This is a genomic window from Chryseobacterium flavum (assembly GCF_003385595.1).
In the GTDB taxonomy this organism is placed as follows: Bacteria; Bacteroidota; Bacteroidia; order Flavobacteriales; family Weeksellaceae; genus Chryseobacterium; species Chryseobacterium flavum.
Genome location: NZ_QNUE01000005.1, coordinates 280058 through 303976, shown reverse-complemented (window position 1 = coordinate 303976; position 23919 = coordinate 280058). Strand labels below are relative to the sequence as shown.

Genomic DNA, 23919 nt, shown 5'->3' with positions numbered 1-23919 from the left:
AAATTTCGAATTTTAAAAACATAATTTATAACAATGGACAACAATCAAAATCCACAAGACGGAAACATCAACATCGAATTAAATGAAATGGTAGCTGCTGGTATCTATGCTAACTTAGCATTGGTAAACCACTCTCCATCTGAATTCGTTGTAGATTTCATCCAGTTAATGCCGGGGGTACAGCAAGCTAAAGTAAGATCAAGAGTAATTCTTGCTCCGCTTCATGCTAAGAGAGTTTTAAATGCTCTTCAACAGAACATCGCTAATTATGAGCAACAGTTCGGAGAGATCAAAGAAGTTGAGCCTTTCGTATTAGGAGGAAACAACGTACAAGCGTAAGATTTCTTTTTACAATAAATTAAATGCTCCAGTTTTGCTGGAGCATTTTTTATTCCATATAACCGGGGATTTGAACATAAAGAATACATTATTGTTAAATTTTTAATGATAAAATAAAAATCATCATCTCAATATGTCAATTTTATATCTTTGCTTATAGAAAAAGTAGAAATTAGGATATGATCAATCATTCATTTGTTCTTAGTAAATTCGGGTTTTTGGGGAGCGACTTTTCAGCTGAGCTGGAAAAGCATGCAGTAATGGCCAATATAAAAGCTAAAACAGAAATTATAAGAGAGGGGCAGAAAAACAAATACATACCTTTTCTTATAAAAGGCTCTGTTAAGGTATTTACATTAAATGACGGCAGGGAACTGATTTATTATTTCGTTAAACCGAATGATAGCTGTCTTATGACTTTTTCTTCTATTTTTACAGACTATGTCAGTAGGGTATACGCCATTGCTGAAGAAGATTCAGAAGCTTTGCTGATTCCGGTATCTGTAATGCACGACTGGCTGATCAGATTCCCCGAAATTAATAAGTTGTTTTACCGTGAATATGACAGACGCTTTTCGGAAGTTATGAACATGGTAAATGATGCTGTCTTCCATAGACTGGATAAGAGGGTGTTGAATCATATCAGGCAGCAAATCTCTCTCACCGGTAAGCATCCTATAAAGATCACACACCGTGAAATAGCCAATAGTCTGGGAACTTCCAGAGAAGTTGTAAGCAGGGTCTTAAAAAAAATTGAAAGTGACGGTGAAATTTTGCAGACAAAAGAAGGGATAAAAGTTATTGTAAATGAAAATGTTAGACCAGTCTAATTTATGTTGTTTTAAAAGTTTTCGTCTTATCATTGATAAAAACAATTTCTTAGGTGACTTTTATCACATATTTTTGAAACAATAACTTGATAAGTTTGTCATATTATAATTTAAATTGTATATGACAAAAGCTCTCTTATTTTTGTCAGTATTTTCATCAGGTTTTGCTTTTGCACAAGAAGACCTTCTGAAAGATATTGACACTCTCAAAACCAATACAGAAATTTCACAACCGGCTTTCAAAGCATTACAGATTGTTACCGGACAATCTACAAAACTGGCTGCTAAAAAAGAATGGTATATCGTTGTTGCACACAGATTTGGAGACATCAGCACAGGATTCAAAGATTTTTTCGGACTGGATAATGCTTCTACCAAACTAGGCGTGATTTATGGCATTACTGATGCTGTTTCCCTTAGTTTATCCAGGGAAACCAATATGAAAACTTTTGAGGGGGCTGTTAAATACAAACTTGTAAAACAAAATGATAACTTTCCGGTTGATATTGTGGGATATAATGTAATGGGAGTCAATACGGATCTGAGTAAAGATAATTACCCGTTCCTTACATTCGGAGACAGGCTTTCCTATCTTACTCAGGCTTTGATATCAAGACGCTTTAATGATAAGCTTTCATTACAGCTAACTCCATCGTTTGTTCACAAAAACCTCTATGAGCCGTCAGTTGAAGATAAAAATCAATTTCTTGCCGGATTGGGAGGCCGGTATAAAATTTCAAAAAGAATCTCTGTCAATGCAGAGTATTTCGTAAATTTTGATAGTCACAGTTTTTATAAAAATCCCCTGTCATTAGGAGTAGATATAGAAACCGGGGGACATGTTTTTCAGCTTTTATTTACAAATTCCCAGATCAATTCAGATATCGGATATCTTACCAATGCTTCAGGAGAATGGGGAAAAGGTCATATTTTCTTTGGGTTTAATCTTTATAGAGTTTTTTAATATGAAAAAGTTAACACATTTCTGGATCATATCATCAGCAGTATTATTAACTGCCTGCGAAAGCAGTACCTATGAGGAAATTTCAGACAATATACCTATTTTATTGCCGGTAAGCTATACTGCAGACATAAAGCCTATTGTGAATAATAATTGTATAGGATGTCATTCTGCAGGAAGCTTTAAGCCCTTAACAACCTATGATCAGGTAAAAGAAAATATAGACGGAATTCTTGACCGTATTCAGAGACCTGCCGGAGATCCGGGAAAAATGCCTCAGGGAGGGTCATTGTCTGCAGCGCAAATCAATATGTTCATAAAATGGAAAGCTGACGGATTAACGGAAAATTAAAAAAGACTGCTATGAAAAAATTAATAGTATTTAGTGTATCACTGTTTTTTGCCGGTTATATTTCGGCACAGAAATACAGTTCAAAAACAGGAAAAGTAACTTTTGAGGCGTCAGTACCTTTATTTGAAGATATTTATGCACAGGATGATAACAATGTTGTGGTTTTAAATGCAGATAACGGAGAGCTGGCATCGCTTTCCGCAGTTAAGAACTTTCATTTTAAAACAAAATTAATGGAGGAACACTTTAATGAAAGCTATGCGGAAACTGCCAAGTACCCGAAAGCAACATTCAAAGGAAAGATTATCAATTTTGATAAGACTAAGCTGACTGCAAGCCCGCAAAAATATACGGTTCAGGGAACTCTGAATTTTCACGGTGTAGATAAAGCTGTTACTTCTTCAGCGACATTGTATGCAAAGGATGGTAAGATTTATATGCAAGGAGGATTCGTGGCCAGACCAGCTGATTATAAAGTGACAATCCCAAAGATGGTAACGAAAAAAATAGCTGAAAACGTAAATGTCGAATATAATTATATATTGATAAAACAATGAGAAATTTAATGTTGATCTTCGGAATATTCCTGAGCTCATTCCTAGTTGCCCAGAATAATGCAAAATCAATATTTGATATTGCCAGAAGCGGGACAGTTATTGAGGTACAGGAACTGATGAAGCAAAATCCGGATATTATTAACCAAACCAATGACAATGGGTTTTCTCCACTTATTCTGGCTTGTTACCGGGGAAATACCGAAGTTGCCAAATTCTTGATTGACCATGTGAAAGATGTTAATTACAGAAGTCAGGAAGGAACAGCATTGGCCGGTCTTGCTGTAAAATATAACCGTGACCTGGTAGAGAGGCTGTTGAAGAAAAATGCAGATCCTAATATTGCAGACAGTACAGGGGTAACTCCTTTATTCTGGGCTGTTAAATTTGGAAATAAAGAACTGGTAGAACTGCTATTGAAATACAAAGCAGATAAAACGAAAAAAGATTCAATGGGAGTAACTCCTTTTGAATATGCTTTAAAAACTGAAAATAAAGAAATCATTAATCTCTTAAAAAATTGATATGAAAAAAACTTTACTAACATTAAGCGTAGCCCTTGTAAACTTTGCCTGGGCTCAGTTCTCTTCAGGAACGGTAAGTCTGGGGACAACTGGAATGACTGTGAAACTTGACACTACACCTACTCTTGCAACTCTGACACTTACAGGAAATAGTACTTCTTATTTGGGAATAGGGGCCGGAGACGCGGGAATGGATGCAGGGGCAGACGGATTTATTTATAATAGTACTTCTACTGTCAACACAAATCTTGATTATACCTTTAATGGCATTGGAGCTTCTCCTACTGCGGATGCTGTTCAGGATTGGACCATTACATCCAATACTGTTTCAGGAAGTACACGGACTATTGTTGCGACCAGAAGTTTATCAGGAAGCGCAGGAGATAGCCCGATTCCAAATGCAGCAGGCCCGCTGGATATATTTTATGCAAGAGGAGGCAGTACTACCATCTCACAGCATAGTTCCAGTAACAGGGGATATGCAACGTTAACTATGACAGCAAGTAATTTATCTACCAATGAAGCCGCTATACAAAGTAAAATCGTAACCCTTTATCCTAATCCGGCAAAAACAACAGTAAGTTTCAAGAATTTTGATAAGGTAAAATCTATTGAAATCTATGAAGCTACAGGAAGAAAAATAAAATCTGTAAAACCGGATAAAGAAAGTATCAGCGTTGAAGATCTTAAAACAGGAAGTTACTATTTTGAAATTGAATTGAAAGACGGCAGTATCCTGTACGAAAAACTTATTAAAGAATAGTCAATAAAAAACACAATCTAAATATTTAATAATACCTCTGTTTTCAGAGGTATTATTTTTTGTATTGAATACTTAATTCCCAGTGTGTTGAAAGGATTTTCATATCTTTGTATCTCATCAGTTGCCATGAAAATTATTTTTGAAAAATATAATCCTGACTGGAGAATCCAATTTGAGTCTATCCAAAATGAGCTGAATGGAACTATAGGTTGTTTAAATCCGCAAATTGAGCATATTGGCAGTACATCTGTAGAAGGATTATCTGCAAAACCGATCATAGATATTATGATTGGTGTAAAGGATGAAAAAGAGCTGGATAAAGTTCCATCCCTTCTGGCGGGGAAAGAGTATATTTATTATGAAAAGTATAATGAAGATATGCCTTATCGCCGTTTCTTCATTAAATTAAATACCTTTCTAAACCAACAGAAGTAATTTATGCTTAGCCAATGGAGAATGATTTAAAAGGAATAGCCCGTAGGCTTGCAGGAATCAAAGTACTGAACGATTATGTGGAGTATGGTGGAATTGCTGCAGCAATTCCACCATACATGGAAATGTTTAGCATAGATACTGCCTGTTCTATGGGATTTTGTGCAGAACATAGTACTGTAGCGGAAATGTTGAAACATGGGGAATATCATATCAAAGCGTTAGTTGCGGTAGATCACGAAGGTAATGCAGTACCTCCCTGCGGGCGATGCAGAGAATTAATCAGTCAATTATCCAGAGAAAACCTAAAGGCTATCATAGAAGTTAAGAATGGCGTATTCGTGATGTTAAAGGAATTGATACCTTTTGACTGGAAAGAAGGTATTGACAGAGAATGGTAATGTATTAACCGGACTTAAAATAAAAGATATTAATGGAGTTTAAAACCTTAGCAGATAGTAGTATAAAGGATATTTTAGCTGTGTTTAACCTTTCTTTTTCAGATTATGTGGTGCCTTTTCACTTGTCGGAAGAACAGCTTATTTTCAAAATTAATGCTGAAAAAATAGATTTGAATCTGTCTGTAGGCGCATTTGAAGATGGAGAGCTGGCCGGGTTTATTCTTCAGGCTGAAAAAAATGAGAATGGCGAGACAATCATTTACAACGGAGGAACAGGTATCGTTCCCGAACACAGGGGAAAAGGATTAGTCAGGAAAATGTATGATTTTATTATTCCAATATTAAAAAAGAAAAATGCTGATGTACTGCTTCTTGAAGTAATTGAAGGGAATAACCAGGCAATAAGGGCTTATGAGAATTTAGGCTTTACGAAAGTAAGACGTTTACTTTGTTTTAATGGGAATATTAAGTCCGGAAAAAGACAATCAGCAATTAATATAAGAGAACTAAAGGAATTTCAATGGGACAAATTCCGTTCATTCTGGGATATTGAGCCTTCATGGCAAGGCTGTATATCTGTACTGGACCGGATTCAAAACGATCTTATCACTTTCGGGGCTTATGAAAACGAAAAGCTTATTGGCTATTTGATTTATAATCCTGTTATAAGGAAAATATATCAGATTGCTGTTGACAAAGATTACAGAAGAAAAGGAGTAGGGACATCCCTTTTTGATGCTGTTGGAAATGGACAGCCTGTATCTTTTAATAATATAGATGATGTATCAGAAAATACAAGCAGGTTCCTTAGTGAAAAAGTCGGTCTTACAAACTGGATTTCACAATTTGAAATGAAACGCTTTCTATAAATGCTGTTGGATTTTAATCAACAGGTTTTAATATACTTTTAATCTTCTGAATTTTTCAGGGAACAAGATAGAATGTAACTTTGCCAAAATTTAAATAATGAAGCGAGGAATCCATTTTTTACTGCTGCTCATTTCCTTAACGGCTTTTGCCCAACAGGGAAATATTGATACTGCCCAGGTTATTGTTCCGGGTCGTCAGAACAGTCCGGAAGTTCAGTCGAAGCCCTATGTGATTATGATCTCTACAGACGGTTTCAGATATGATTATGCCAAAAAGTATAATGCTCAAAACCTTTTGAGACTTTCAGGAGGGGGAGTACAGGCTGAAGCAATGATCCCAAGTTATCCAAGCATAACTTTTCCCAACCACTGGAGCTTAATCACCGGACTTTATCCATCTCATCATGGTTTGATTGATAATTTTTTCTATGATTACAAGAGAAAAGAAGGATATGCCATGAACAATAAGAAAAATGCTGAAGACGGAAGCTGGTACGGAGGAACTCCGCTTTGGGGATTAGCAGAAAAGCAAGGGCTGGTTTCAGCTTCTTTAATGTGGGTAGGATCAGCCAGTGATGCCGGGGGAATGAGGCCTACTTATTATTATCCTTATCATGAGAAATTTACACCCTCTGAAAAAGTTGAAAAAGTAGTAAACTGGCTTAAATTGCCTGAAGAAAAGAGACCTCATTTTATTTCGTTGTATTTCCCTGAAGTAGATGGCAGCGGTCATCATTTCGGGCCCGATGCCAAAGAAACTGAAAATGCTGTGCATCTGATTGATGAGGCAATTGGTAATTTGGTTCAGAAGGTTGATGACCTGGGATTAAAAAATGTCAATTTTATTTTTGTCTCAGATCATGGAATGATCAAAGTAGACGGAGGTACACCTTTGGAAATTCCGGCTATTCTTTTTGATAAAAACAGGTTCGATTTTTACAATTCCCAGACTCTGTTAAGGGTTTATGTTAAAAATTCGCATGAGGTGAAAGCGGTTTATAAAGAACTGAAAGCCAATAAAACAGATGATTATGAAGTGTATCTGGATAAAAGACTTCCTAGATACCTGCATTTTGCAACAAGAGATGATCAGTATAACAGGATCGGACAGATTCTTCTGATCCCGAGAGCTCCTAAAATCTTCCTTGAAAAAGGGAAAAAAACATCTGTTGGAAAACATGGTTATAATCCTAAAGTTGTTCCGGAAATGAAAGCTATATTCTTTGCATGGGGACCGGAATTTAAAAATAACATGGTGATCAGTGAATTTGCGAACATCAATGTTTATCCATTGGTAGCTGAGGTTTTAGGATTAAAAATTGATCAGCCTATTGATGGAAAACTGAAAGTTTTAAAAGGAACTTTAAAAAACAAAAAATAGTATTGATTAAATATATTATAAAATAATTTCGGCGCACCTTTGGTGCGCCGAAATTACTTATAGCTAGCATCTTAATTCCAGCCTTGAACTTTTGTTTCAAGACCAAAGAAATTAAAATTGAGAAGCAAATTCTTTGGCAAAATCTTCCAATTTAACATTTCCTGTAACAGGAGAACCGTGATCAATATAATCCTTCTGTACAACACCGGTTCTGATTCCTCTACCCATTTCGACATATAGCTTAGCCATGTCTTCAGGAAGTCCGGCCTGCAGCATTCCGTTTAAAGAATCTTCATCAGAGAATTCTATCCATGTAAGCTCCGGCTTATTAACAGCAGAACCCAAAACTTTAGCAAAATCAGATGCTTTTCTTATATCGCTTACAATATATCTGATAGTATTGGTATTTCCGTCTTTTACCAGTTCTTCAGCCGCCGCTTTCGCAATATCAGTTGGGTGTACAACTGGTACTTCAATACTTGCAGGATAATTTGCTCCAATGATTCCTGCATTTTGAATCAAAGGAATATCATTGAAAAAGTTATTGTAAAAATATCCGGCTCTTAAGAAAGTAAAAGTGGTATCTTCTACTTCATTATACAGTTTTTCAATGTTGTGAAGCCCTGCAATCGGACCGTTTTCTACCGGTGATTCAGCTCCTACGCTGCTTAGCATTACGGCTCTTTTTACATTGGCCTTTTTTAAAGCTTCAGCATAATTTTTTCCGGCATTCGTTGTGTTTTCCACAATCTTATCCGGGCTGATAGCAGGAGGTGTCATTACAAAAACAGCATCAGCCCCGTCAAATGTCTGGGTTAAAAACTGAGCGTCTGTGATAGATCCTATGGCAGGAGTAGCTCCCAGAGATTCAATATCATGTTTTCTTTCATTGCTGCTGCTTACTATAGTAACATTATGCCCTTCGGTAATTAATTGTTGTGACAATGGTTTAGCTACGTTTCCTAATGATCCTGTGATTACGATTTTCATATGTAAATATTTTTTTATTTCTGTGAACAAAGTTATATTTGTACTTACTTTTATACAAGTACTTACCCTAAAGTATGTAACTATGACAGCGATTAAAGAAAGTTCAACCATTCAGGAGAATAAAAAGACGATCCAGGATTGCCCGGTAATGTATGTTATGGAAAGAATTGGCGGATTCTGGAAACCGATTATCTTATTCAATCTTTCTACAGGAGAAAAAAGATACAGTGAATTGAAAAAAGCAATTCCTGCCGTAACGGAAAAAATGCTGATCCAGCATTTGAAACAGCTCGAAACAGATGGGTTGATTATCAGAACAGCAAAGCCTGTAGTACCTCCTCATGTCACCTATAAGCTGAGTGAAGCAGGTAATGAACTGGCTCCTGTTATTGATGCGATGGCTGCATGGGCATTTCAGGACATGGAAAGGAATGATAAAAAAAGCGCTGAAGGAAACAGATATATAGCCAATCAGGATCAGAATGCTTTTAGCCGGAACTTAAAAAAATAAAAACAGGCGCTTCAATCTGAAGCGCCTGTTTTGTTAATATTTTGTAGAAGAATTATTATAAAGACTGCATATCAATGACAAAACGGTATTTTACATCGCTTTTCAGCATTCTTTCATACGCATTGTTGATATCCTGCATTTTGATCAGTTCAATATCAGAGACAATATTATGTTTTCCGCAGAAATCTAATAATTCCTGGGTTTCTGCAATACCTCCGATCAAAGATCCTGCTACAGAACGGCGTTGGAAGATCATAGGTCTTGTACTTACTTCAGTTTCCTGGAATTCTCCTACGAACCCTACAAGAACCAGGGTTCCGTTCAGGGAAAGTGTCTGCATATAGGGATTGATATCGTGCTCATAAGGTACTGTATCAATGATAAGGTCAAATTTACCTTTTACGGCATCCATTTGCAGGTCATCCGTAGAGATTACTACATGATCTGCTCCAAGTTGTTTAGCATCATCCGTTTTCCCGGGAGTTCTTGAGAATAAAGTAACTTCTGCCCCTAATCCTTTTGCTAATTTGATAGCCATATGGCCTAAACCGCCTAATCCTACAACAGCCACTTTTGAACCCGGGCCAGCGTTCCAGTGTCTAAGTGGTGACCATGTGGTAATTCCTGCACATAGAAGTGGTGCTACTGCTGCAAGATCAAGATTTTCAGGAACACTTAAAACAAAATGTTCATCAACCACTACTTTTTGGGAATATCCTCCGAAAGTATGGCCTCCAAGATGTTTATCTTTCCCGTTATAAGTTCCTGTGAATCCATTTTGACAATATTGTTCCAGATCATGCTTGCAGCTGTCACAATGTCCACATGAATCTACCATGCATCCTACTGCTGCAAGGTCTCCCACTTTAAATTTGGAAACTTCACTTCCTGTTTTTGTAATTCTTCCGACAATTTCATGTCCGGGAACTACAGGATATAAAGATCCGCCCCAGTCGTTTCTTGCAGTATGAAGATCAGAATGGCATACCCCGCAGTATAAAATTTCAATTTCCACATCCTTTGAGGTTACTTCTCTTCTTTCAATATTCATTTCTTTCAGGTCTGCTGTGGTAGATTCAGCACCATAAGCCTTTACTGTGATTGTACTCATTTTTTATCTTAATTTAAGTTTAGCAAACTGTTTTATAAATGGTTATGTTCTTGTTGGCTACGAACAGTAACCATTTAAAAACTTCCATAATAATGCAAAATTCGAAACTTTCCAATAAACAGGACTTATACAGATTACCGAATTACCTACCAATTTTACAGACTCCATTTCAGTTACACTTGAAAGTAGTAATTTTGAATGGTACAAAAAACGTATTTCATGGAAAACCAGGAGGTTGAAATCTATAACAGTATTGCAGAATATAATAAAATGGCAAATCATGAAACCCTGCATCCGCTGGTGGGCATCATTGATTTTTCCAAATCTGCTCCTGTTTGCCAGCATAAAAGAAAATTTGGGTTTTATACTGTTTTTTTAAAAGATGTAATGTGTGGAGATATGCAGTATGGAAAGCACAGTTATGATTACCAGGAAGGGACATTGGTTTTCATTGCTCCCGGACAGGTCTATGGAATTTACAATAAAGATAAATTTGTGCAGCCGGCAGGATTTGCCTTAATTTTTCATCCTGATTTGATAAAAGGAACAAATTTAGGGAAGCATATTAAAGACTATTCGTTCTTTTCATATGATGTACATGAAGCTTTGCACCTTTCTGAAAAAGAACGGGAAATTATTTTGGAATGTTTTAAAAATATTAAACTTGAGCTTGAGCAGCCTATTGATAAGCACAGCAAATCTTTAGTGGTTAACAATATTGAATTGTTTCTCAATTACTGTATGCGATTTTATGACCGCCAGTTTATTACAAGAGACCACATCAATCAGGGACTTATTGGAAAATTTGAAAATCTGGTTGACGATTACTTAAAATCTGAAGATCCTAAAAACATTGGTTTTCCTATGGTGAACTACTTTGCGGAGAAACTGAATCTGTCAGCAAACTATTTTGGTGATCTTATTAAAAAAGAACTGGGAATTTCTGCCCAGGAATTTATCCATAACAAGCTCATTGATATAGCTAAAGAACAAATCCTGGGCAATGGAAAAACTATCAGTGAGATTTCCTATGATCTGGGGTTCAAATATCCGCAGCATTTTACAAGACTATTTAAAACCAAAGTAGGTGTTTCGCCAAGCGAATATAAAATTCTGAACTGAAACATACATAAATATTTCTGTATGTTAAAAAATGGGGTAAATTTTTTCTTCTGAAAAAACAGAGTTATCTTTAAAATAAAGATTTTGAAGTTTCAAAATGAAATCACAACAGAAAGAACTCTATATTTTTGAGACCCGTTTCGGGAGAATTACAGCATTAAAAGAAGAAGGCATTATCAACGCAAAAAGTATCCGCTACGCCTGTTCGGAAAGATTTCAAAAACCAGTGCCTCTACAGCCTTCTGTCTCAGATATTATCTTTCCGGATAAAACACCGGTTTGCCCACAGGCATTAAGTCCGCTTGTGGAAAAAATGATAGGCATTACGCATATTGAAAACTTTGAAGCAGATGAATCTACACAGTATCTTTCCATTACACGCCCTGAAAATATAAGAGATGATAGGAAGCTGCCTGTTGTCGTATGGATTCATGGAGGATCTCATGAAATAGGATGTGGTGATTTACCTACTGCCGATCCGGCAGAATGGGTAAAGGAACAAAACATTATAGTAGTAACTGTTTCCTATCGTTTAGGACTTTTTGGTTTTTTAGGCGGTGATGAAGAGAGACCTCCGAATCTTGGCCTTTTTGATATGATCGAAGCTTTGAAATGGATAAAGACATATATATCGGATTTTGGTGGTGACCCTGATAATATTACGCTTTTCGGACAATCTTCCGGAGGAGATGCCATTGCTCATCTGATGATTTCAGAGGGAATTGAAAACTTGTTTCAACGGGTCATTATTCAGAGTGCACCTTTAGGATTGAGGCACAAAAGACAGAAGATGTCTGCAGAATTTTTAAGGAAAACAGATGGTTTAAAAAATGAAACTGATGTTTTGAAGATGATGGATGAATATGGGAAGTTTGTACCCTCTGTTATGAAATATGGGTTAAAAGCAGCAATGCCCTTTGGCATCCAATACGGATATCCTCCTTTATGTAAAGAAGAAGAGTCGCTGGAAAAATGGAGGGAAAGTGCAAAAAAATACGACGTACTCATCGGGTTGAACAATGATGAAACAGCTTTTTATCTCAAGACCTCAGAAGCTTTAAATAGATATTTTGGAAAAGGGATCGGGCTCAGGATTATGGATAAGACTGTTGAAAAAACAACAGAATTTATTTACGGAAAACCTGCCGAAAAATTTGCAGAGAACTGTGCACATGGCGGTAGAAATGTTTATTTATTCAGAATTCATTCTCAATCAAAATACAACAGAATTGGTGCTCCGCATTGTATTGATCTGCCTTTGATTTTTGGAAATAAACCAGCATGGGAATCCTCTGAAATGTTAAGAGGAGTACCATGGGAGTACATCCATGAAAATGGGAAAAAACTGAGAGCTCTCTGGACGGAATTTGCCCGAACGGGAAATATTTCTGATCATTCAGAAAGACCAGAGATACTGGATCTCCGGAAAGTTAATTAAAAAAGATAGTCAAGTTTTACAATCACAGGAAAGATCAGACATGGATTTATAGATTGTAATATGTATATAATCAGGATGTTGGTTTCTTTTTTTGTTTTAAAAGCTATCTTTTTTATGTATATTTGATAGTCAAATCAAAAAATTAATTATCATGAAAACAAAAGAGAATCCAAACGTAAGAAAAATCGAAAGGCAGGAGCTTAAAAACCTGAAAGCCGGCGGTATTATCCGGGACCGTGTCTGCTGTACTTCTAACGAGGAGGGATACTGCTGCGAATGGGCAACAGATATATGGAATTGCAGATATATCTATTGCTAGCATTGATCAATTCCTGCCATAAAATATGTAAGCATACATCTCAGGGTAATTCCTGAAAATGTATGCTTATTTTTTATTTGTTATTCCGGAATCCAGACACTTACATTTCCTGCAGGAACCGGAAAGTTCCCCCAGCCATTTTCATCAATAGTAACTTTATCCTTGAATCTTTTCAGCAAGTCCGTGAATTTTTTACCAGCATATTTTTTTCCGACCTCCATGGGTTTGTTATAGGCATCTTTATTGCTCAGGACAACAGCACATCCCGGATGCTGGTCATCTCCTTCCCGAACCCATCCAAGACAATTGGCATCTTCAAAATAATCCCTCTGTTCTCCGTATGCATATTCTTTTCTTGCTTTAAGAAGCTCTTCAATCCCGTCTACTTTAGGCATAAATATTTCCTGATCATGGCCAGCCCTGTCTTTATCAATATAATGGGCACCATATAAATCAGGATAGAAAACACATGGATAGCCATCTTTCCTCAATAGAATCAGAGCATAGGCAATCGGCTTAAACCATGAGTCTACCGGTGCTTCCAGGTCTTGCAGCGGCTGGGTGTCATGATTGGCAACCAGACTTACAGAGTGTAGCGGATCTGCCTGGGTAAGGGTCCCGTCAAAAATTCTCCGCAGGTCGTAAGAACCGCCTTCTTTGGATGCATTATGAAAATTGTTTTGAAGGGAGCTGTCAAAAAGGCTCATACATCCTTCCGTTACTTCTATATATTTCTGGAGAAGATGAAGATATCCCGGGGCCCAGTATTCTCCTACTGCAAAGATATTTTTTCCTGAGTTGGAACGGAGTAAGGTAAGCCATTCCTTGTAAAAGTCAAAGGAAATATGCTTTAAGGCGTCCAGCCTTACCCCATCAAAATCCGTCTGATCAAAATACCATTTAGCCCAATTATTAAGCTCTTCACGGACAAAAGGATTCCGATGCTCAATATCATTATACATGAGATAATCATAATTACCCTTTTCATCATGGATCATTTCCTCCCAGTCATTTCCATATTCAGACTGTATTTTATAAATATGGGAATCCATTCCTTCGGCATAGTCAACTCCGCTGAAGCAGGTAAAGTTCCATTCAAAATCAGAATATTTTTTTCCTCTTCCCGGGAATGTAAATTTGGTATAGGATTCTATTTCGATAACATCAGAAATGACTTTTTCCCTGTTGTCTTCGTCTACTTTCACCGCCTTGAACTTTTCCAGCTCATCGCCACCTGCCTTATGGCCCAGGACAATATCTACAATAACCTGAATATTTTGTTTTTTTAAAGCTTTGATTGCTTTTATATATTCATCTTTGGTTCCGTATTTCGTAGCAATAGTTCCTTTTTGGTTAAACTCTCCCAGATCGTAAAGATCATAAGCATCATATCCTATAGAATATCCGCCATTTGTTCCTTTATAAGCGGGTGGGAACCATACAGAAGTGATTCCTAATTTTGCTAAATATTCTGCCTGTTTTTCGGCTTCTTTCCACAATTTTCCATCCCCTTCAGAATACCAGTGGAAAAACTGAATCATTGTTGGGTTCATATATTTGAAGATTTGGTGAATACAAGTTAATAAAAAAAACTGATCTACTGATTTTCAAATTCTTCAAACGGGATTTTTAGTTGAACGGAAACCTGTTTTTTTTCTTCTGTATTGAGATGGGACAGGGAAAGCCCAAGTAAACGTACAGCCTTGTCGTAAGGGCGGAGTTCCCAAAGTTTTTTACCGGTACTGAAATACTGTTCCGGAGCTGTAAAATAATCTTCTCTCGTTATACTTCTTGTAAAAAGAGAGAAATCTTTATACTTTATTTTTAAAGTTAAAGTCCTTCCCAGAATATTATTTTTCTGTAGTCTATGATGGAGCTCCTGGCTCAGACTCTCTAATTTTTCATTGATCTGTTGTTCGTCAAAAAGATCTTCAAAAAAAGTTCTCTCTACCGCAACACTTTTCTGAATACGATGAGGTTTAACCTCTGAAGAATGAATACCACGTACTACATTGTAATAATGTTGGCCGGATTTTCCAAAAAGTTTCACGAGCTCTTCCAGCGACCTCTTTTTTAAATCCTTACCCTTGTAGATTCCCAGGCTGAACATTTTGTTGGCTGTAACTTTTCCAACCCCGTAAAATTTTTCAACAGGCAGTTCCTCAAGAAAACTTTCTACTTTATCCGGATGTATTGTTTTCTGACCATTGGGCTTATTGATATCAGAGGCTACTTTGGCCAGAAATTTATTTACAGAAATTCCTGCAGAAGCAGTTAATCCGGTTTCTTCAAATATTTTCTGCCGGATCTCCTTTGCAATGAGGTTGGCAGAATCCATTCCTTTTTTATTTTCCGTGACATCCAGGTAGGCCTCATCCAGCGACAAGGGTTCAACAAGGTCAGTATATTCATAAAAAATTTCCCGTATTTTTTTTGATATTTCTTTATACCGGGCAAAACGGGGAGGAACAAAAATAAGGTGCGGGCATTTTTCTTTTGCTGTTTTACTGGGCATCGCAGACCGGACTCCGTATTTTCTTGCTTCATAGCTTGCTGCAGCAACAACGCCCCGGTGCTGGCCGCCTACTGCTATGGCCTTTCCTTTTAGAGTCGGATTATCATGCTGCTCCACAGAAGCATAGAATGCATCCATATCAACATGAATAATTTTACGAAGTGGCAAAGAAAAATCCATATACAAAGATATGGATTCATTTATTTATGGTAAATTTTTATAGGAGGGAGATTTGAAGCTGAGAAAGAGGATTTTCTTAGGATTTCAATCTCATGGTAAGAAGAAGAGGTTCAAAACCTGCTTTCTCATAAGCTTTTATTGCGGCTTCGTTCCGGGCATAAACATCAAGCCTTATTTCTGAAATACCTCTTGACTTTGCCCAGCGGATCAGCTCATCTGTGATTAATTTATTGACCCCTTTTCCTCTGTATTCAGGCTTAACAAACATAAATCCAAGATAGGCATAGACTTCAAAATTATAATAATCCTTTTCTGATTTTTTAATCAGCCCATAACCTGAAGCAATAAGTTCATTGTTGTCCTCCACTACAATTAAAGTAGCATCAGGAGATTGTATGAACTGATTCAGGTCATAGTAATGAATTTCTCCATCAATTAATGTACTGTTAAAAGGTCTTTCGGCAGAAACGATTCCCTGTTCAAAAGTTAAAAGTATTTCTAAATCCTGTGCTGTGGCTTCTCTTATAATCATGGTTTAAATTAATAATACATTACTCTCATATGTCAAGTTAACATAAAGCCCTTATTTCAAAAGCTTGTCAATGGTTTGTTGGATTTCAGGGTCTTCCGGAGATATTGCATAATACTTAGCAATAGATGATTTCTGATCAATAATCATATATCTCGGAATCCAGTTCAGATCAATATAATTGTTGAAATCGTTTTTCCAGCCTGAAGAAAACCAGTAATTATCCTTATCTTTCATATTGAATCTTACGAGACTTTTATCAAAACCTTCTTTTGACCTCTCCAACGATAAGAATACAAAATCTACATTAGGATTGTTTCTTTCCAGTTCTTCAGCTTTCGGGAGAGCTTTCAGACAATCTCTGCACCATCCGGCCCAAAAGTCAATCACTAAGACCTTTCCTTTGTGCTGATCAAGAATCTGCTGAATGGTGACACTTTTCCCTTCCTCATCTTCAAGGCTTTGTTTCAACGCTTCTTTGGAAAACCCTGTTTTTAGAACTGCAGGCGCCTTTTGGGAATAACTTAATCCGAAAAATCCTATCATAAAAATTAATAACCACGTTCTCATTTTGTACAATTTCATTTTATACAAAACTAATCAATGAATTGCAATCTGACATTGAATTCTTTCGAATTAGGAAAAATTTATAATATTGATATATTCTATAGTGTATAGAGAGTGGTGTTTTTCAGATCAAATATAGAAGGGGAGAGGGATGTTATTGCCTTTAGCGGGATATTCTTTATTGATAATTTTTAATCAATCCTTTTACTACAGTAATTACATCAGGCATTGCCTTATTGGCTGCATTTAAAACTTCTTCATGAGAAACAGAAAAGGAGATATCCGGTCCCCCAAGGTCTGTAATGACAGAGATACAGAATGTATCCATTCCCATATGTCTGGCCACAATAACTTCCGGAACAGTGCTCATTCCTACCATATCTCCGCCGATTGCTTTGATCATCCCGTATTCTGCCGGGGTTTCAAAAGTCGGGCCCTGAAGAGCTACATACACTCCCTGATGGATTTTAATATTGTTTTCTGACGCGGTTTTTTCAGCTATCTGGATCATCAATCTGTTGTAAGGTTCACTCATATCCACAAAACGGGGTCCGAGTTCATCTATATTTTTTCCACGAAGAGGATGTTCCGGCATCATGTTGATATGGTCCTTTACAATAGCAATGTCTGCAACGCTGAACGCTGGGTTTACTCCACCGCAGGCATTGGAAAGGATAAGGTTTTTTATTCCCAGTAAATGAAAAACCCTTACTGGAAAGGTTACTGTTTCCATAGAATGTCCTTCATAATAATGAAAACGTCCGCTCATCATCAGTATTTTTTTCCCTTCCAGTGTTCCGTAAATAAGCTTTCCACTATGTCCGGCTACTGTAGTTTGCGGAAAATTGGGGATGTTCCTGTACTCTAAAACATGGATGGGATTTACTTCATCCTGCAGTTTTCCAAGTCCGGATCCTAAAACAACAGCAAAATCAGGTGTTTCCTGAATGATATTTTTGATAAAATCAGCGGTCTCCTTAATTTTTTCTAACATAATCTAAGATGATTTGATTGAATTCTTCCTTTTTATCAATAAGTACATTGATAGGCCAGTAGTAAACAATTTCTCTAAGATAGTCAAAAGTTTTCAGACGGACATAATCCTTCTCTGTGGTTAATATCAGCTTGTATTCGCCTAATTTTTTGTATTCGGCAAGGATTTTTTTAATATCTTCATCAGTGAAATTATGATGATCCCTGAATTTCAGATGTTTAACCCTTTTTGAAAATTTTGAAAGATGTTCCAGCAAAGGTTTTGGATTGGCAATTCCTGTGATCAGTAAGATATCATAATAATTCAGGTTATTATCCGGAAGCATTTTATCTTTTCCATATACGTTTTCATCATATCCGATTGAAGAAAAGAATACTTTTTGGTGATGAGAAGGTCTTATCCTTGAAATATAATATCTTTTTGTCTCTTCAGTCAGTTCATCAGGGCATTTGCTCACCATAATGATATCTGCTCTTCTCACTCCCGATCTGGATTCACGGAGATCTCCTGCGGGAAGAAGATAATCTTTAAAATAAGGGTCATTGAAATCTGTCATCAGAATATTGAACCCGGCTTTAATAGCTCTATGCTGCATCGCATCATCCAGTACCAGTACATCCAGGTCCATGTCCTCAATTACTTTTTTTGCACCGGGAACGCGCTCTTCCGAAACAGCAATGACAAAACGGTTCTTGAAACGTTCAAAAAGCTGCATGGCTTCGTCACCCACCATTTTATAGTTACTGTCATAATTGGTTACCTCATACCCTTTGGTAAGTCTGCCGTAGCCACGTGAAAGTACCCCGGTCCTGTAATGTTTGGATAAAAACTGAGCGAGGTACATCACCATAGGGGACTTTCCGCTTCCGCCCACAGACAGATTCCCGACATTTATTATCGGTGTCTTGAATTTTGTCGATTTTAAAATTCCCCAATCATACATTGTGTTTCGGATACCCGTTACCAAATGATAAGCAAGGGAAAAAGGATATAGGTACCATCTTTTCATACGAATGCAAAAATAGGATTTTCGTAAGGATTTAGTGTAATATTCTCAAAGACTTTTCAACAAATATTTCGGTAATTTAAAGTATTTTTGTGGAGTTATTAGAATACATTGAGATACTTTATTGAATTTTCTTACAACGGCAAGAATTATTTCGGCTACCAGATACAACCGGATGCCGTTTCTGTGCAGGAAGAACTGGAGAAAGCGCTGTCTACAATTTTGCGAGAAGAGATTAAAACTACGGGAGCTGGAAGAACGGATACAGGGGTTCACGCAAAAAAAATATTTGCGCATTTTGATACAGACAAGGAGTTGGATGATCAGCTTCCGCGAAAGTTGAACAGTTTTCTTCCACCTGATATTTCCATTAAAAGGATTTTCCCTGTGAAAGATGATTTTCATGCTCGTTTTGATGCGACGTACAGAACCTACGAATATTATATTTCGCTGGAAAAAAATCCTTTCACACAGGAATCTGCGTGGCAGCACTGGAAAAGATCTCTGGATGTTAATGCGATGAATGAAGCCTGTAAAATTCTTTTTGAATATGAGGATTTCACAAGTTTTGCAAAATTGAAGACCGACAATAAAACCAATATCTGCAAAATTTATAAGGCAGAATGGGAACAGAACGGATCGGAATTGAAATTTACTGTTTCTGCGAACCGCTTTCTCAGAAATATGGTTCGTGCTATCGTAGGAACCATGGTAGAAATAGGTACCGGAAAACTGAAACCTGAAGATCTCCGTAAGGTGATAGAAGATAAAAACCGTAATGCTGCAGGAACCTCAGCGCCGGGACATGGATTATACCTGGTGGATGTGGGATATGATTTTAAATGAAACTAAAAAAAACTATAACGATGTTATCAATTTTTATTCTTATCGGCGCCTATAGATATTACGCACAATTAGCCGGCAGATTTGGAAAAACGAAATGGAAAATGGGGCTTTTAGCTGTAGGAATTTATCTGGGAACCCAAATTTTTCTAGGAATGGGCTATGGAATGTATAAAGGACTAACGGATCCTGCATCTATTGAAGGTGTAAATTATACTGGGTATTCTTTGCCAAATATGATCAGCTGGCTGATATCTATTGCAGCAGTCTGGGGAGTGTACCAGTTTCTTGAGAAAAAGTTTAAGAATGAAAGTCTTCAAAAACCTTCTCTTGAAATAGAGAAAATAGGCAATAATTTAGATCAATAGAATTTGGTTTTATCTGGGCTTTTACTTTTGACTACTATCATAATTGAAATCATTTAGTTAGCTTTTGTCTTTACCGGTTGCATGACTTCCGGCAGAAGATTTCAAGAAAGGAAAAGTTTTATTGATTTTAGGAAAGAATCATTTACCGGGTGAAGATGGTAAAGAATAACAATCTCGTTTTTTGGAATGGCTGTAAAAATGCTTAATATATTCATATTGTAAATAATAGATATCTTAAATTTTCTATAACGAATTGTAGAAGTTGTACAGGCTGACAATCCAGAAAGTCTTATTTTTGCATAGAATTTTATTTTAATTCTTTCTTTCGATTCGTACAATGAAAAAACAAGATACCTGGGGAATTATAAAAAGACTGTTCTTTATCGGAATGAAATTTCGTTCTTGGTTCATTCTTACTTTAATAATTTCTGTTATACTTTCAATTGTTTCTACTTACAGGCCATACCTTACCATGGAAGTGGTGGATAATGATATCACTAAGCTGCAGGACAAAGCTTTAATGATGAAGCATATCTACATTCTGGTAGGATTGGTATTTGCTGAAACGGTTCTGAACTTTTTTTTAGTTTATTTTTCCAACTTTATTTCTCAGAATGTTATTCGTGATATCAGGGAGAGATTGTATGCTAAGCTTATTTATTTCAGGACCTCATTTTTTGACAAAACTCCGATCGGGCAGCTGGTAACTCGTGCTGTAGGAGATGTTGAAACCATTGCTACGGTGTATACGGATGGTTTTCTGATGGTCTTCGGAGATATTTTAAGAATTATTTTCGTTTTGGTCATGATGTTCAGTACCAACGTGCATCTGAGCTATATTACCCTGGCAATTTTACCTTTAATGGTGATTATCACAAGATTTTTTCAGAAAAGGCTTAAAAAAGCTTTCGGAGATGAAAGAAACTGGACGGCAACCCAAAACTCTTTTGTTCAGGAAAGACTGGCGGGTATGCCGATTATTCAGGTGTTCAACAGACAGGAATCTGAGTTTAAAAAGTTTGATGATATTAATATCACCCTTAAAGCAGCATTGCTGAGAACAGTTTTCATTTTCTCATTATTCTTTCCGGTGGTAGAGCTTATTTCATCACTGTTTATCGGGTTTATTCTGTTTTATGGCGGATATATTACCATTAGTGCGGGAGTAGTTATTGCTTTTATTCAGTATATTTCGATGCTGATCCGTCCTTTGAGACAAATTGCAGACCGTTTCAATAATATTCAGAGAGGTATTGTAGGTGCCGAAAGGGTGTTGGGATTAATGGATGAAGAAAATTCTATGCCTAACACCGGGACTGTTAAAAAGGATCATTTTGCCGGTAAAATTGAATTTCAGAATGTCCGTTTTGCTTATGATGAGAAGCAGGAAGTACTGAAGGGAATTGATTTTAAAGTAAAACCAGGGGAAACAGTCGCTATTGTAGGAGCAACAGGCGCCGGAAAATCCACGATTATCAGTCTTATCACAAGGCTTTATGATATTAATTCGGGTAAGATCCTGATTGATGATATAGATCTGAAAGATTATGAACTGTATAATCTGAGAAGTCATATCGGAGTTGTATTACAGGACGTTTTCCTTTTCCATGGAAGTATTTTTGAAAATCTTGCTTTTGGCGATGAAAGTATTACTCTTGATAAAATAAAAGCAGGAGCTAAAGAAATAGAAGTAGATCAGTTTATTGAGCAGCTTCCCGGTGGTTATGATTATGTTGTCAGTGAAAGAGGTTCGTCCATTTCTTTAGGACAGAGACAATTATTATCTTTCCTAAGAGCATATTTGTCTGATCCGAAAATACTGATCCTGGATGAGGCTACTTCTTCTATTGACCATGAAAGTGAAAAGCTGATCCAGAGGGCTACAGAAAAAATAACGAAGAACAGAACCTCTATTATTATTGCACACCGGCTTTCAACCATTGAAAAGGCTGATAAAATTATTGTGATGGAGCATGGGAAAATAGTGGAAGAAGGAAAGCATATAGAGCTTCTGGATAAAAATGGATATTATGCCACACTGTACAAGGCCCAGCTTCGTCATGAAGTAGAAATGGAGGAAGAGAAAAAGTCATAATTCATAATAAAGACTGATTGCCTGCGAAGAGGAAAATAATGATAAAGAAATTAAAAAAGAGAACCCATTGAGTTCTCTTTTATTTATGTGAATATAGTTTTTTAGAATTTTAATTTTCTGACGATTACCCTGCCATTTTCCAAAACGACATTAACGGTAACAATTATATTTTTATTATCTACCGGAAATCTGAATTCCGGTGATTGTATATTCTTGGTGTCTGTCAGTAATCTGCCTGAGGCATCGTAAATATGTAATGAAGAAATTTTTATATCACTTTTTATATATATTGAATTGCCATCTTTAACAATGTCAGTAACATCTTTTGTATTGGCATTGCTTTCTAAAGATAAAAGGTTCTGCTGTTCAATAATTACAGAATAGTCTTCAACCTGTCCGTATTTTGGAGTATAGCAGGCTGTTACCGGTGTGCCGTTAAAATCACCGATAACCCTCATTCTTAGCGGAGTATTTGTAACTGCGTTTGATGGTGGAGTTACTGAAGCTGTAGCCCAGGAGCCATTATTTATTCCACTCTGATTAAGAACCAATTCTGTAGTTTCATTAAACTGCCCGTCATTATTGTAATCAATATATGCTTTTATAATATGGGCATTGCTTGTTCCGGGAGCAATAGTCAGTGTGGTTGCTGTTGCCTTTGGAATGGTTGTTTTTGAAGTTCCCAGACAATAGTTTCCGGTAAAATTTTCATAGAAATTATTTACTGCCTGTTTGTAATTGGCTGAATAATTATTGATGCTTCCGAATTTTACGGCAGTAATACCTATATTATATCCTCCGGGATTGGTAATGCTGGAAGGAGTGCAGGCTGCAGTTAATGTTGAGCTGTTATTAGATGCCGTGGTGGATGCCACCGGTGAGTTTATTAAAGACTGCCTGTATTGAAGAAGCTGTGCAACGGCTCTGGTGGCCTGTCCCTGTGTGAATAAGTCACGGAAACAGAAAGTATAAGCCATTACATTTCTTTCCCCGCCTGCATATATCTGACTGGTACAAGGATTGGTTTGTCCGGTCTGGCAGGTGTAAGGCACAGAGGAATGATAAAGGCTCTTCATAGGTTCGGTATCACAAACCAGATCTCCATCCAGGGTACAATCATTATTGGCAGGGCAGGCTCCTGTGGATTCATTATATCCTTCATGGGTATGTCTTAATCCGAGTGCATGACCGAATTCGTGGGCTAAGGTTTGTGCATTGACGGCCGAAGCGCTGGTGGACATAAAGGAATAATCATTACTTCCTCCGGGATAATAGGCGAAGCCATTTAAAGTGCCTGAACTGGAAGATAGTTTTTTCACTACATAAATATTGTAATATTTACTTGTATCCCACATTCCGAGAGCGGTGATCTGTGAAGCTGTTACTGCATTGGTGGTATTGTCATTATTTACTCCTCCACTTACGTATTTGGGCAGATGAGAGGCATTAATCCTATTGATCCCATTCGTAGGATTACAGGCGGGATCTCTTTTGGCAAAAACAAATTTAACAGGCAGTATGGCACTTGTCCCTGACATTCCACTGGAACTGCTTCCGGCAAATACACCATTGGTATAATTGATCCAGGCAATAATATCGGCATCAGACTTATTGTTGACGGTCCCTATTGCACTGCCATCTCCTACAACATGTACGACAACAGGAATTTCATATACCTGATTTTTATTGATTACCGAAGCTATTTTACCACTTTTTATTAATTTGGATAATTCAAGGTTAAAAGCATCATCCTGGGCTTTCTGTTCCGGAAACCTTTGATAATGTTTTTTCATTAATTCATCAGTTCCGCATTCCTGAAATTCTACCTTTTGTGAATAAAAAAACGGGCACAAAGCCGATGAGATAAGTAATAATAGTAGTTTTTTCATAGTACTTTAATATTTAATGATTTGGTTTATTAAAAA

General features: G+C 36.9%; 27 protein-coding genes. 18 read left to right on the top strand and 9 right to left on the bottom strand.

Going from position 1 to position 23919, the window contains the following annotated elements:
• Positions 1–33 precede the first annotated feature (33 nt).
• From DRF59_RS08505 to DRF59_RS08455, 11 genes are all read left to right on the top strand, one after another.
• A complete protein-coding gene (locus tag DRF59_RS08505; protein ID WP_002976436.1) occupies positions 34–339 on the top strand; it encodes a DUF3467 domain-containing protein in 306 nt (101 codons plus the stop codon).
• A gap of 179 nt (positions 340–518) precedes the next feature.
• Complete coding sequence (locus DRF59_RS08500) at positions 519–1169, top strand: Crp/Fnr family transcriptional regulator (RefSeq protein WP_115958705.1); 651 nt, start codon at positions 519–521, stop codon at positions 1167–1169.
• Positions 1170–1290: 121 nt separating this feature from the next.
• Positions 1291–2133: a DUF5777 family beta-barrel protein gene (locus tag DRF59_RS08495; RefSeq protein ID WP_115958703.1), complete on the top strand. Its 843-nt coding sequence runs from the start codon at positions 1291–1293 to the stop codon at positions 2131–2133.
• A 1-nt stretch (position 2134) separates the two neighbouring features.
• A complete protein-coding gene (locus tag DRF59_RS08490) occupies positions 2135–2482 on the top strand; it encodes a c-type cytochrome (protein WP_241505506.1) in 348 nt (115 codons plus the stop codon).
• A gap of 11 nt (positions 2483–2493) precedes the next feature.
• Positions 2494–3039, top strand: a complete 546-nt coding sequence (locus DRF59_RS08485) for a YceI family protein (RefSeq protein ID WP_115958699.1) — start codon at positions 2494–2496, stop codon at positions 3037–3039.
• Positions 3036–3560: an ankyrin repeat domain-containing protein gene (locus DRF59_RS08480; RefSeq protein ID WP_115958697.1), complete on the top strand. Its 525-nt coding sequence runs from the start codon at positions 3036–3038 to the stop codon at positions 3558–3560. Before DRF59_RS08485 ends, DRF59_RS08480 begins: the two co-directional genes overlap by 4 nt.
• Before the next feature lies 1 nt (position 3561).
• Positions 3562–4323: a T9SS type A sorting domain-containing protein gene (locus DRF59_RS08475; protein WP_115958695.1), complete on the top strand. Its 762-nt coding sequence runs from the start codon at positions 3562–3564 to the stop codon at positions 4321–4323.
• 126 nt (positions 4324–4449) lie between these two features.
• Positions 4450–4758 (top strand): GrpB family protein, encoded by a 309-nt coding sequence (locus DRF59_RS08470; protein WP_115958693.1) that lies wholly within the window; start codon positions 4450–4452, stop codon positions 4756–4758.
• A 14-nt stretch (positions 4759–4772) separates the two neighbouring features.
• Entirely contained in the window at positions 4773–5156 is a 384-nt protein-coding gene (locus DRF59_RS08465) for a cytidine deaminase (protein ID WP_115958691.1), read from the top strand.
• Positions 5157–5188: 32 nt separating this feature from the next.
• Entirely contained in the window at positions 5189–6025 is an 837-nt protein-coding gene (locus DRF59_RS08460; protein ID WP_115958689.1) for a GNAT family N-acetyltransferase, read from the top strand.
• Positions 6026–6122: 97 nt separating this feature from the next.
• Complete coding sequence (locus tag DRF59_RS08455; protein WP_115958687.1) at positions 6123–7406, top strand: alkaline phosphatase family protein; 1284 nt, start codon at positions 6123–6125, stop codon at positions 7404–7406.
• A 111-nt stretch (positions 7407–7517) separates the two neighbouring features.
• Here DRF59_RS08455 and DRF59_RS08450 read toward each other — a convergent pair whose 3' ends face one another.
• Positions 7518–8396, bottom strand: a complete 879-nt coding sequence (locus tag DRF59_RS08450) for an NAD(P)H-binding protein (RefSeq protein WP_115958685.1) — start codon at positions 8394–8396, stop codon at positions 7518–7520.
• A gap of 82 nt (positions 8397–8478) precedes the next feature.
• On the opposite strand from DRF59_RS08450, the gene DRF59_RS08445 reads away from it, so the two are divergent.
• Positions 8479–8907, top strand: a complete 429-nt coding sequence (locus DRF59_RS08445; RefSeq protein ID WP_115958683.1) for a winged helix-turn-helix transcriptional regulator — start codon at positions 8479–8481, stop codon at positions 8905–8907.
• 55 nt (positions 8908–8962) lie between these two features.
• On the opposite strand, the gene DRF59_RS08440 is transcribed toward DRF59_RS08445, so the two are convergent.
• Positions 8963–10018: an NAD(P)-dependent alcohol dehydrogenase gene (locus tag DRF59_RS08440; protein WP_115958681.1), complete on the bottom strand. Its 1056-nt coding sequence runs from the start codon at positions 10016–10018 to the stop codon at positions 8963–8965.
• 219 nt (positions 10019–10237) lie between these two features.
• Here DRF59_RS08440 and DRF59_RS08435 point away from each other — a divergent pair, with 219 nt between their 5' ends.
• From DRF59_RS08435 to DRF59_RS20740, 3 genes are all read left to right on the top strand, one after another.
• Positions 10238–11140 carry a helix-turn-helix domain-containing protein gene (locus tag DRF59_RS08435; protein WP_115958679.1) on the top strand — a complete coding sequence of 301 codons (903 nt, stop codon included), beginning with the start codon at positions 10238–10240 and terminating at the stop codon, positions 11138–11140.
• A gap of 97 nt (positions 11141–11237) precedes the next feature.
• On the top strand, positions 11238–12578 hold the full coding sequence (locus DRF59_RS08430) for a carboxylesterase family protein (RefSeq protein ID WP_115958677.1): 1341 nt from the start codon (positions 11238–11240) through the stop codon (positions 12576–12578).
• A 151-nt stretch (positions 12579–12729) separates the two neighbouring features.
• Positions 12730–12897 carry a hypothetical protein gene (locus DRF59_RS20740; protein ID WP_157967444.1) on the top strand — a complete coding sequence of 56 codons (168 nt, stop codon included), beginning with the start codon at positions 12730–12732 and terminating at the stop codon, positions 12895–12897.
• Positions 12898–12977: 80 nt separating this feature from the next.
• On the opposite strand, the gene DRF59_RS08425 is transcribed toward DRF59_RS20740, so the two are convergent.
• From DRF59_RS08425 to lpxK, 6 genes are all read right to left on the bottom strand, one after another.
• Positions 12978–14450, bottom strand: a complete 1473-nt coding sequence (locus DRF59_RS08425; RefSeq protein ID WP_115958675.1) for an alpha-amylase — start codon at positions 14448–14450, stop codon at positions 12978–12980.
• A gap of 44 nt (positions 14451–14494) precedes the next feature.
• Positions 14495–15592, bottom strand: a complete 1098-nt coding sequence (dinB, locus tag DRF59_RS08420; protein ID WP_115958673.1) for a DNA polymerase IV — start codon at positions 15590–15592, stop codon at positions 14495–14497.
• Between the two features lie 76 nt (positions 15593–15668).
• The gene (locus DRF59_RS08415) at positions 15669–16124 is read right to left on the bottom strand and encodes a GNAT family N-acetyltransferase (protein WP_115958671.1); all 456 of its coding nucleotides are present in this window, start codon (positions 16122–16124) and stop codon (positions 15669–15671) included.
• Between the two features lie 51 nt (positions 16125–16175).
• Positions 16176–16691 carry a TlpA family protein disulfide reductase gene (locus DRF59_RS08410; protein ID WP_115958669.1) on the bottom strand — a complete coding sequence of 172 codons (516 nt, stop codon included), beginning with the start codon at positions 16689–16691 and terminating at the stop codon, positions 16176–16178.
• 175 nt (positions 16692–16866) lie between these two features.
• Positions 16867–17682 (bottom strand): purine-nucleoside phosphorylase, encoded by an 816-nt coding sequence (locus DRF59_RS08405; protein WP_115958667.1) that lies wholly within the window; start codon positions 17680–17682, stop codon positions 16867–16869.
• On the bottom strand, positions 17666–18691 hold the full coding sequence (gene lpxK, locus DRF59_RS08400) for a tetraacyldisaccharide 4'-kinase (protein ID WP_115958665.1): 1026 nt from the start codon (positions 18689–18691) through the stop codon (positions 17666–17668). Before lpxK ends, DRF59_RS08405 begins: the two co-directional genes overlap by 17 nt.
• A 108-nt stretch (positions 18692–18799) precedes the next feature.
• Here lpxK and truA point away from each other — a divergent pair, with 108 nt between their 5' ends.
• From truA to DRF59_RS08380, 3 genes are all read left to right on the top strand, one after another.
• Positions 18800–19534, top strand: coding sequence for a tRNA pseudouridine(38-40) synthase TruA (gene truA, locus DRF59_RS08395; protein WP_115958663.1), 735 nt, complete (start codon positions 18800–18802; stop codon positions 19532–19534).
• Between the two features lie 20 nt (positions 19535–19554).
• Complete coding sequence (locus DRF59_RS08390; protein WP_115958773.1) at positions 19555–19899, top strand: hypothetical protein; 345 nt, start codon at positions 19555–19557, stop codon at positions 19897–19899.
• A gap of 337 nt (positions 19900–20236) precedes the next feature.
• Complete coding sequence (locus DRF59_RS08380) at positions 20237–21994, top strand: ABC transporter ATP-binding protein (RefSeq protein ID WP_115958659.1); 1758 nt, start codon at positions 20237–20239, stop codon at positions 21992–21994.
• A gap of 101 nt (positions 21995–22095) precedes the next feature.
• On the opposite strand, the gene DRF59_RS08375 is transcribed toward DRF59_RS08380, so the two are convergent.
• Positions 22096–23883 carry a M43 family zinc metalloprotease gene (locus DRF59_RS08375; RefSeq protein ID WP_115958657.1) on the bottom strand — a complete coding sequence of 596 codons (1788 nt, stop codon included), beginning with the start codon at positions 23881–23883 and terminating at the stop codon, positions 22096–22098.
• Between the last annotated feature and the right edge of the window lie 36 nt (positions 23884–23919).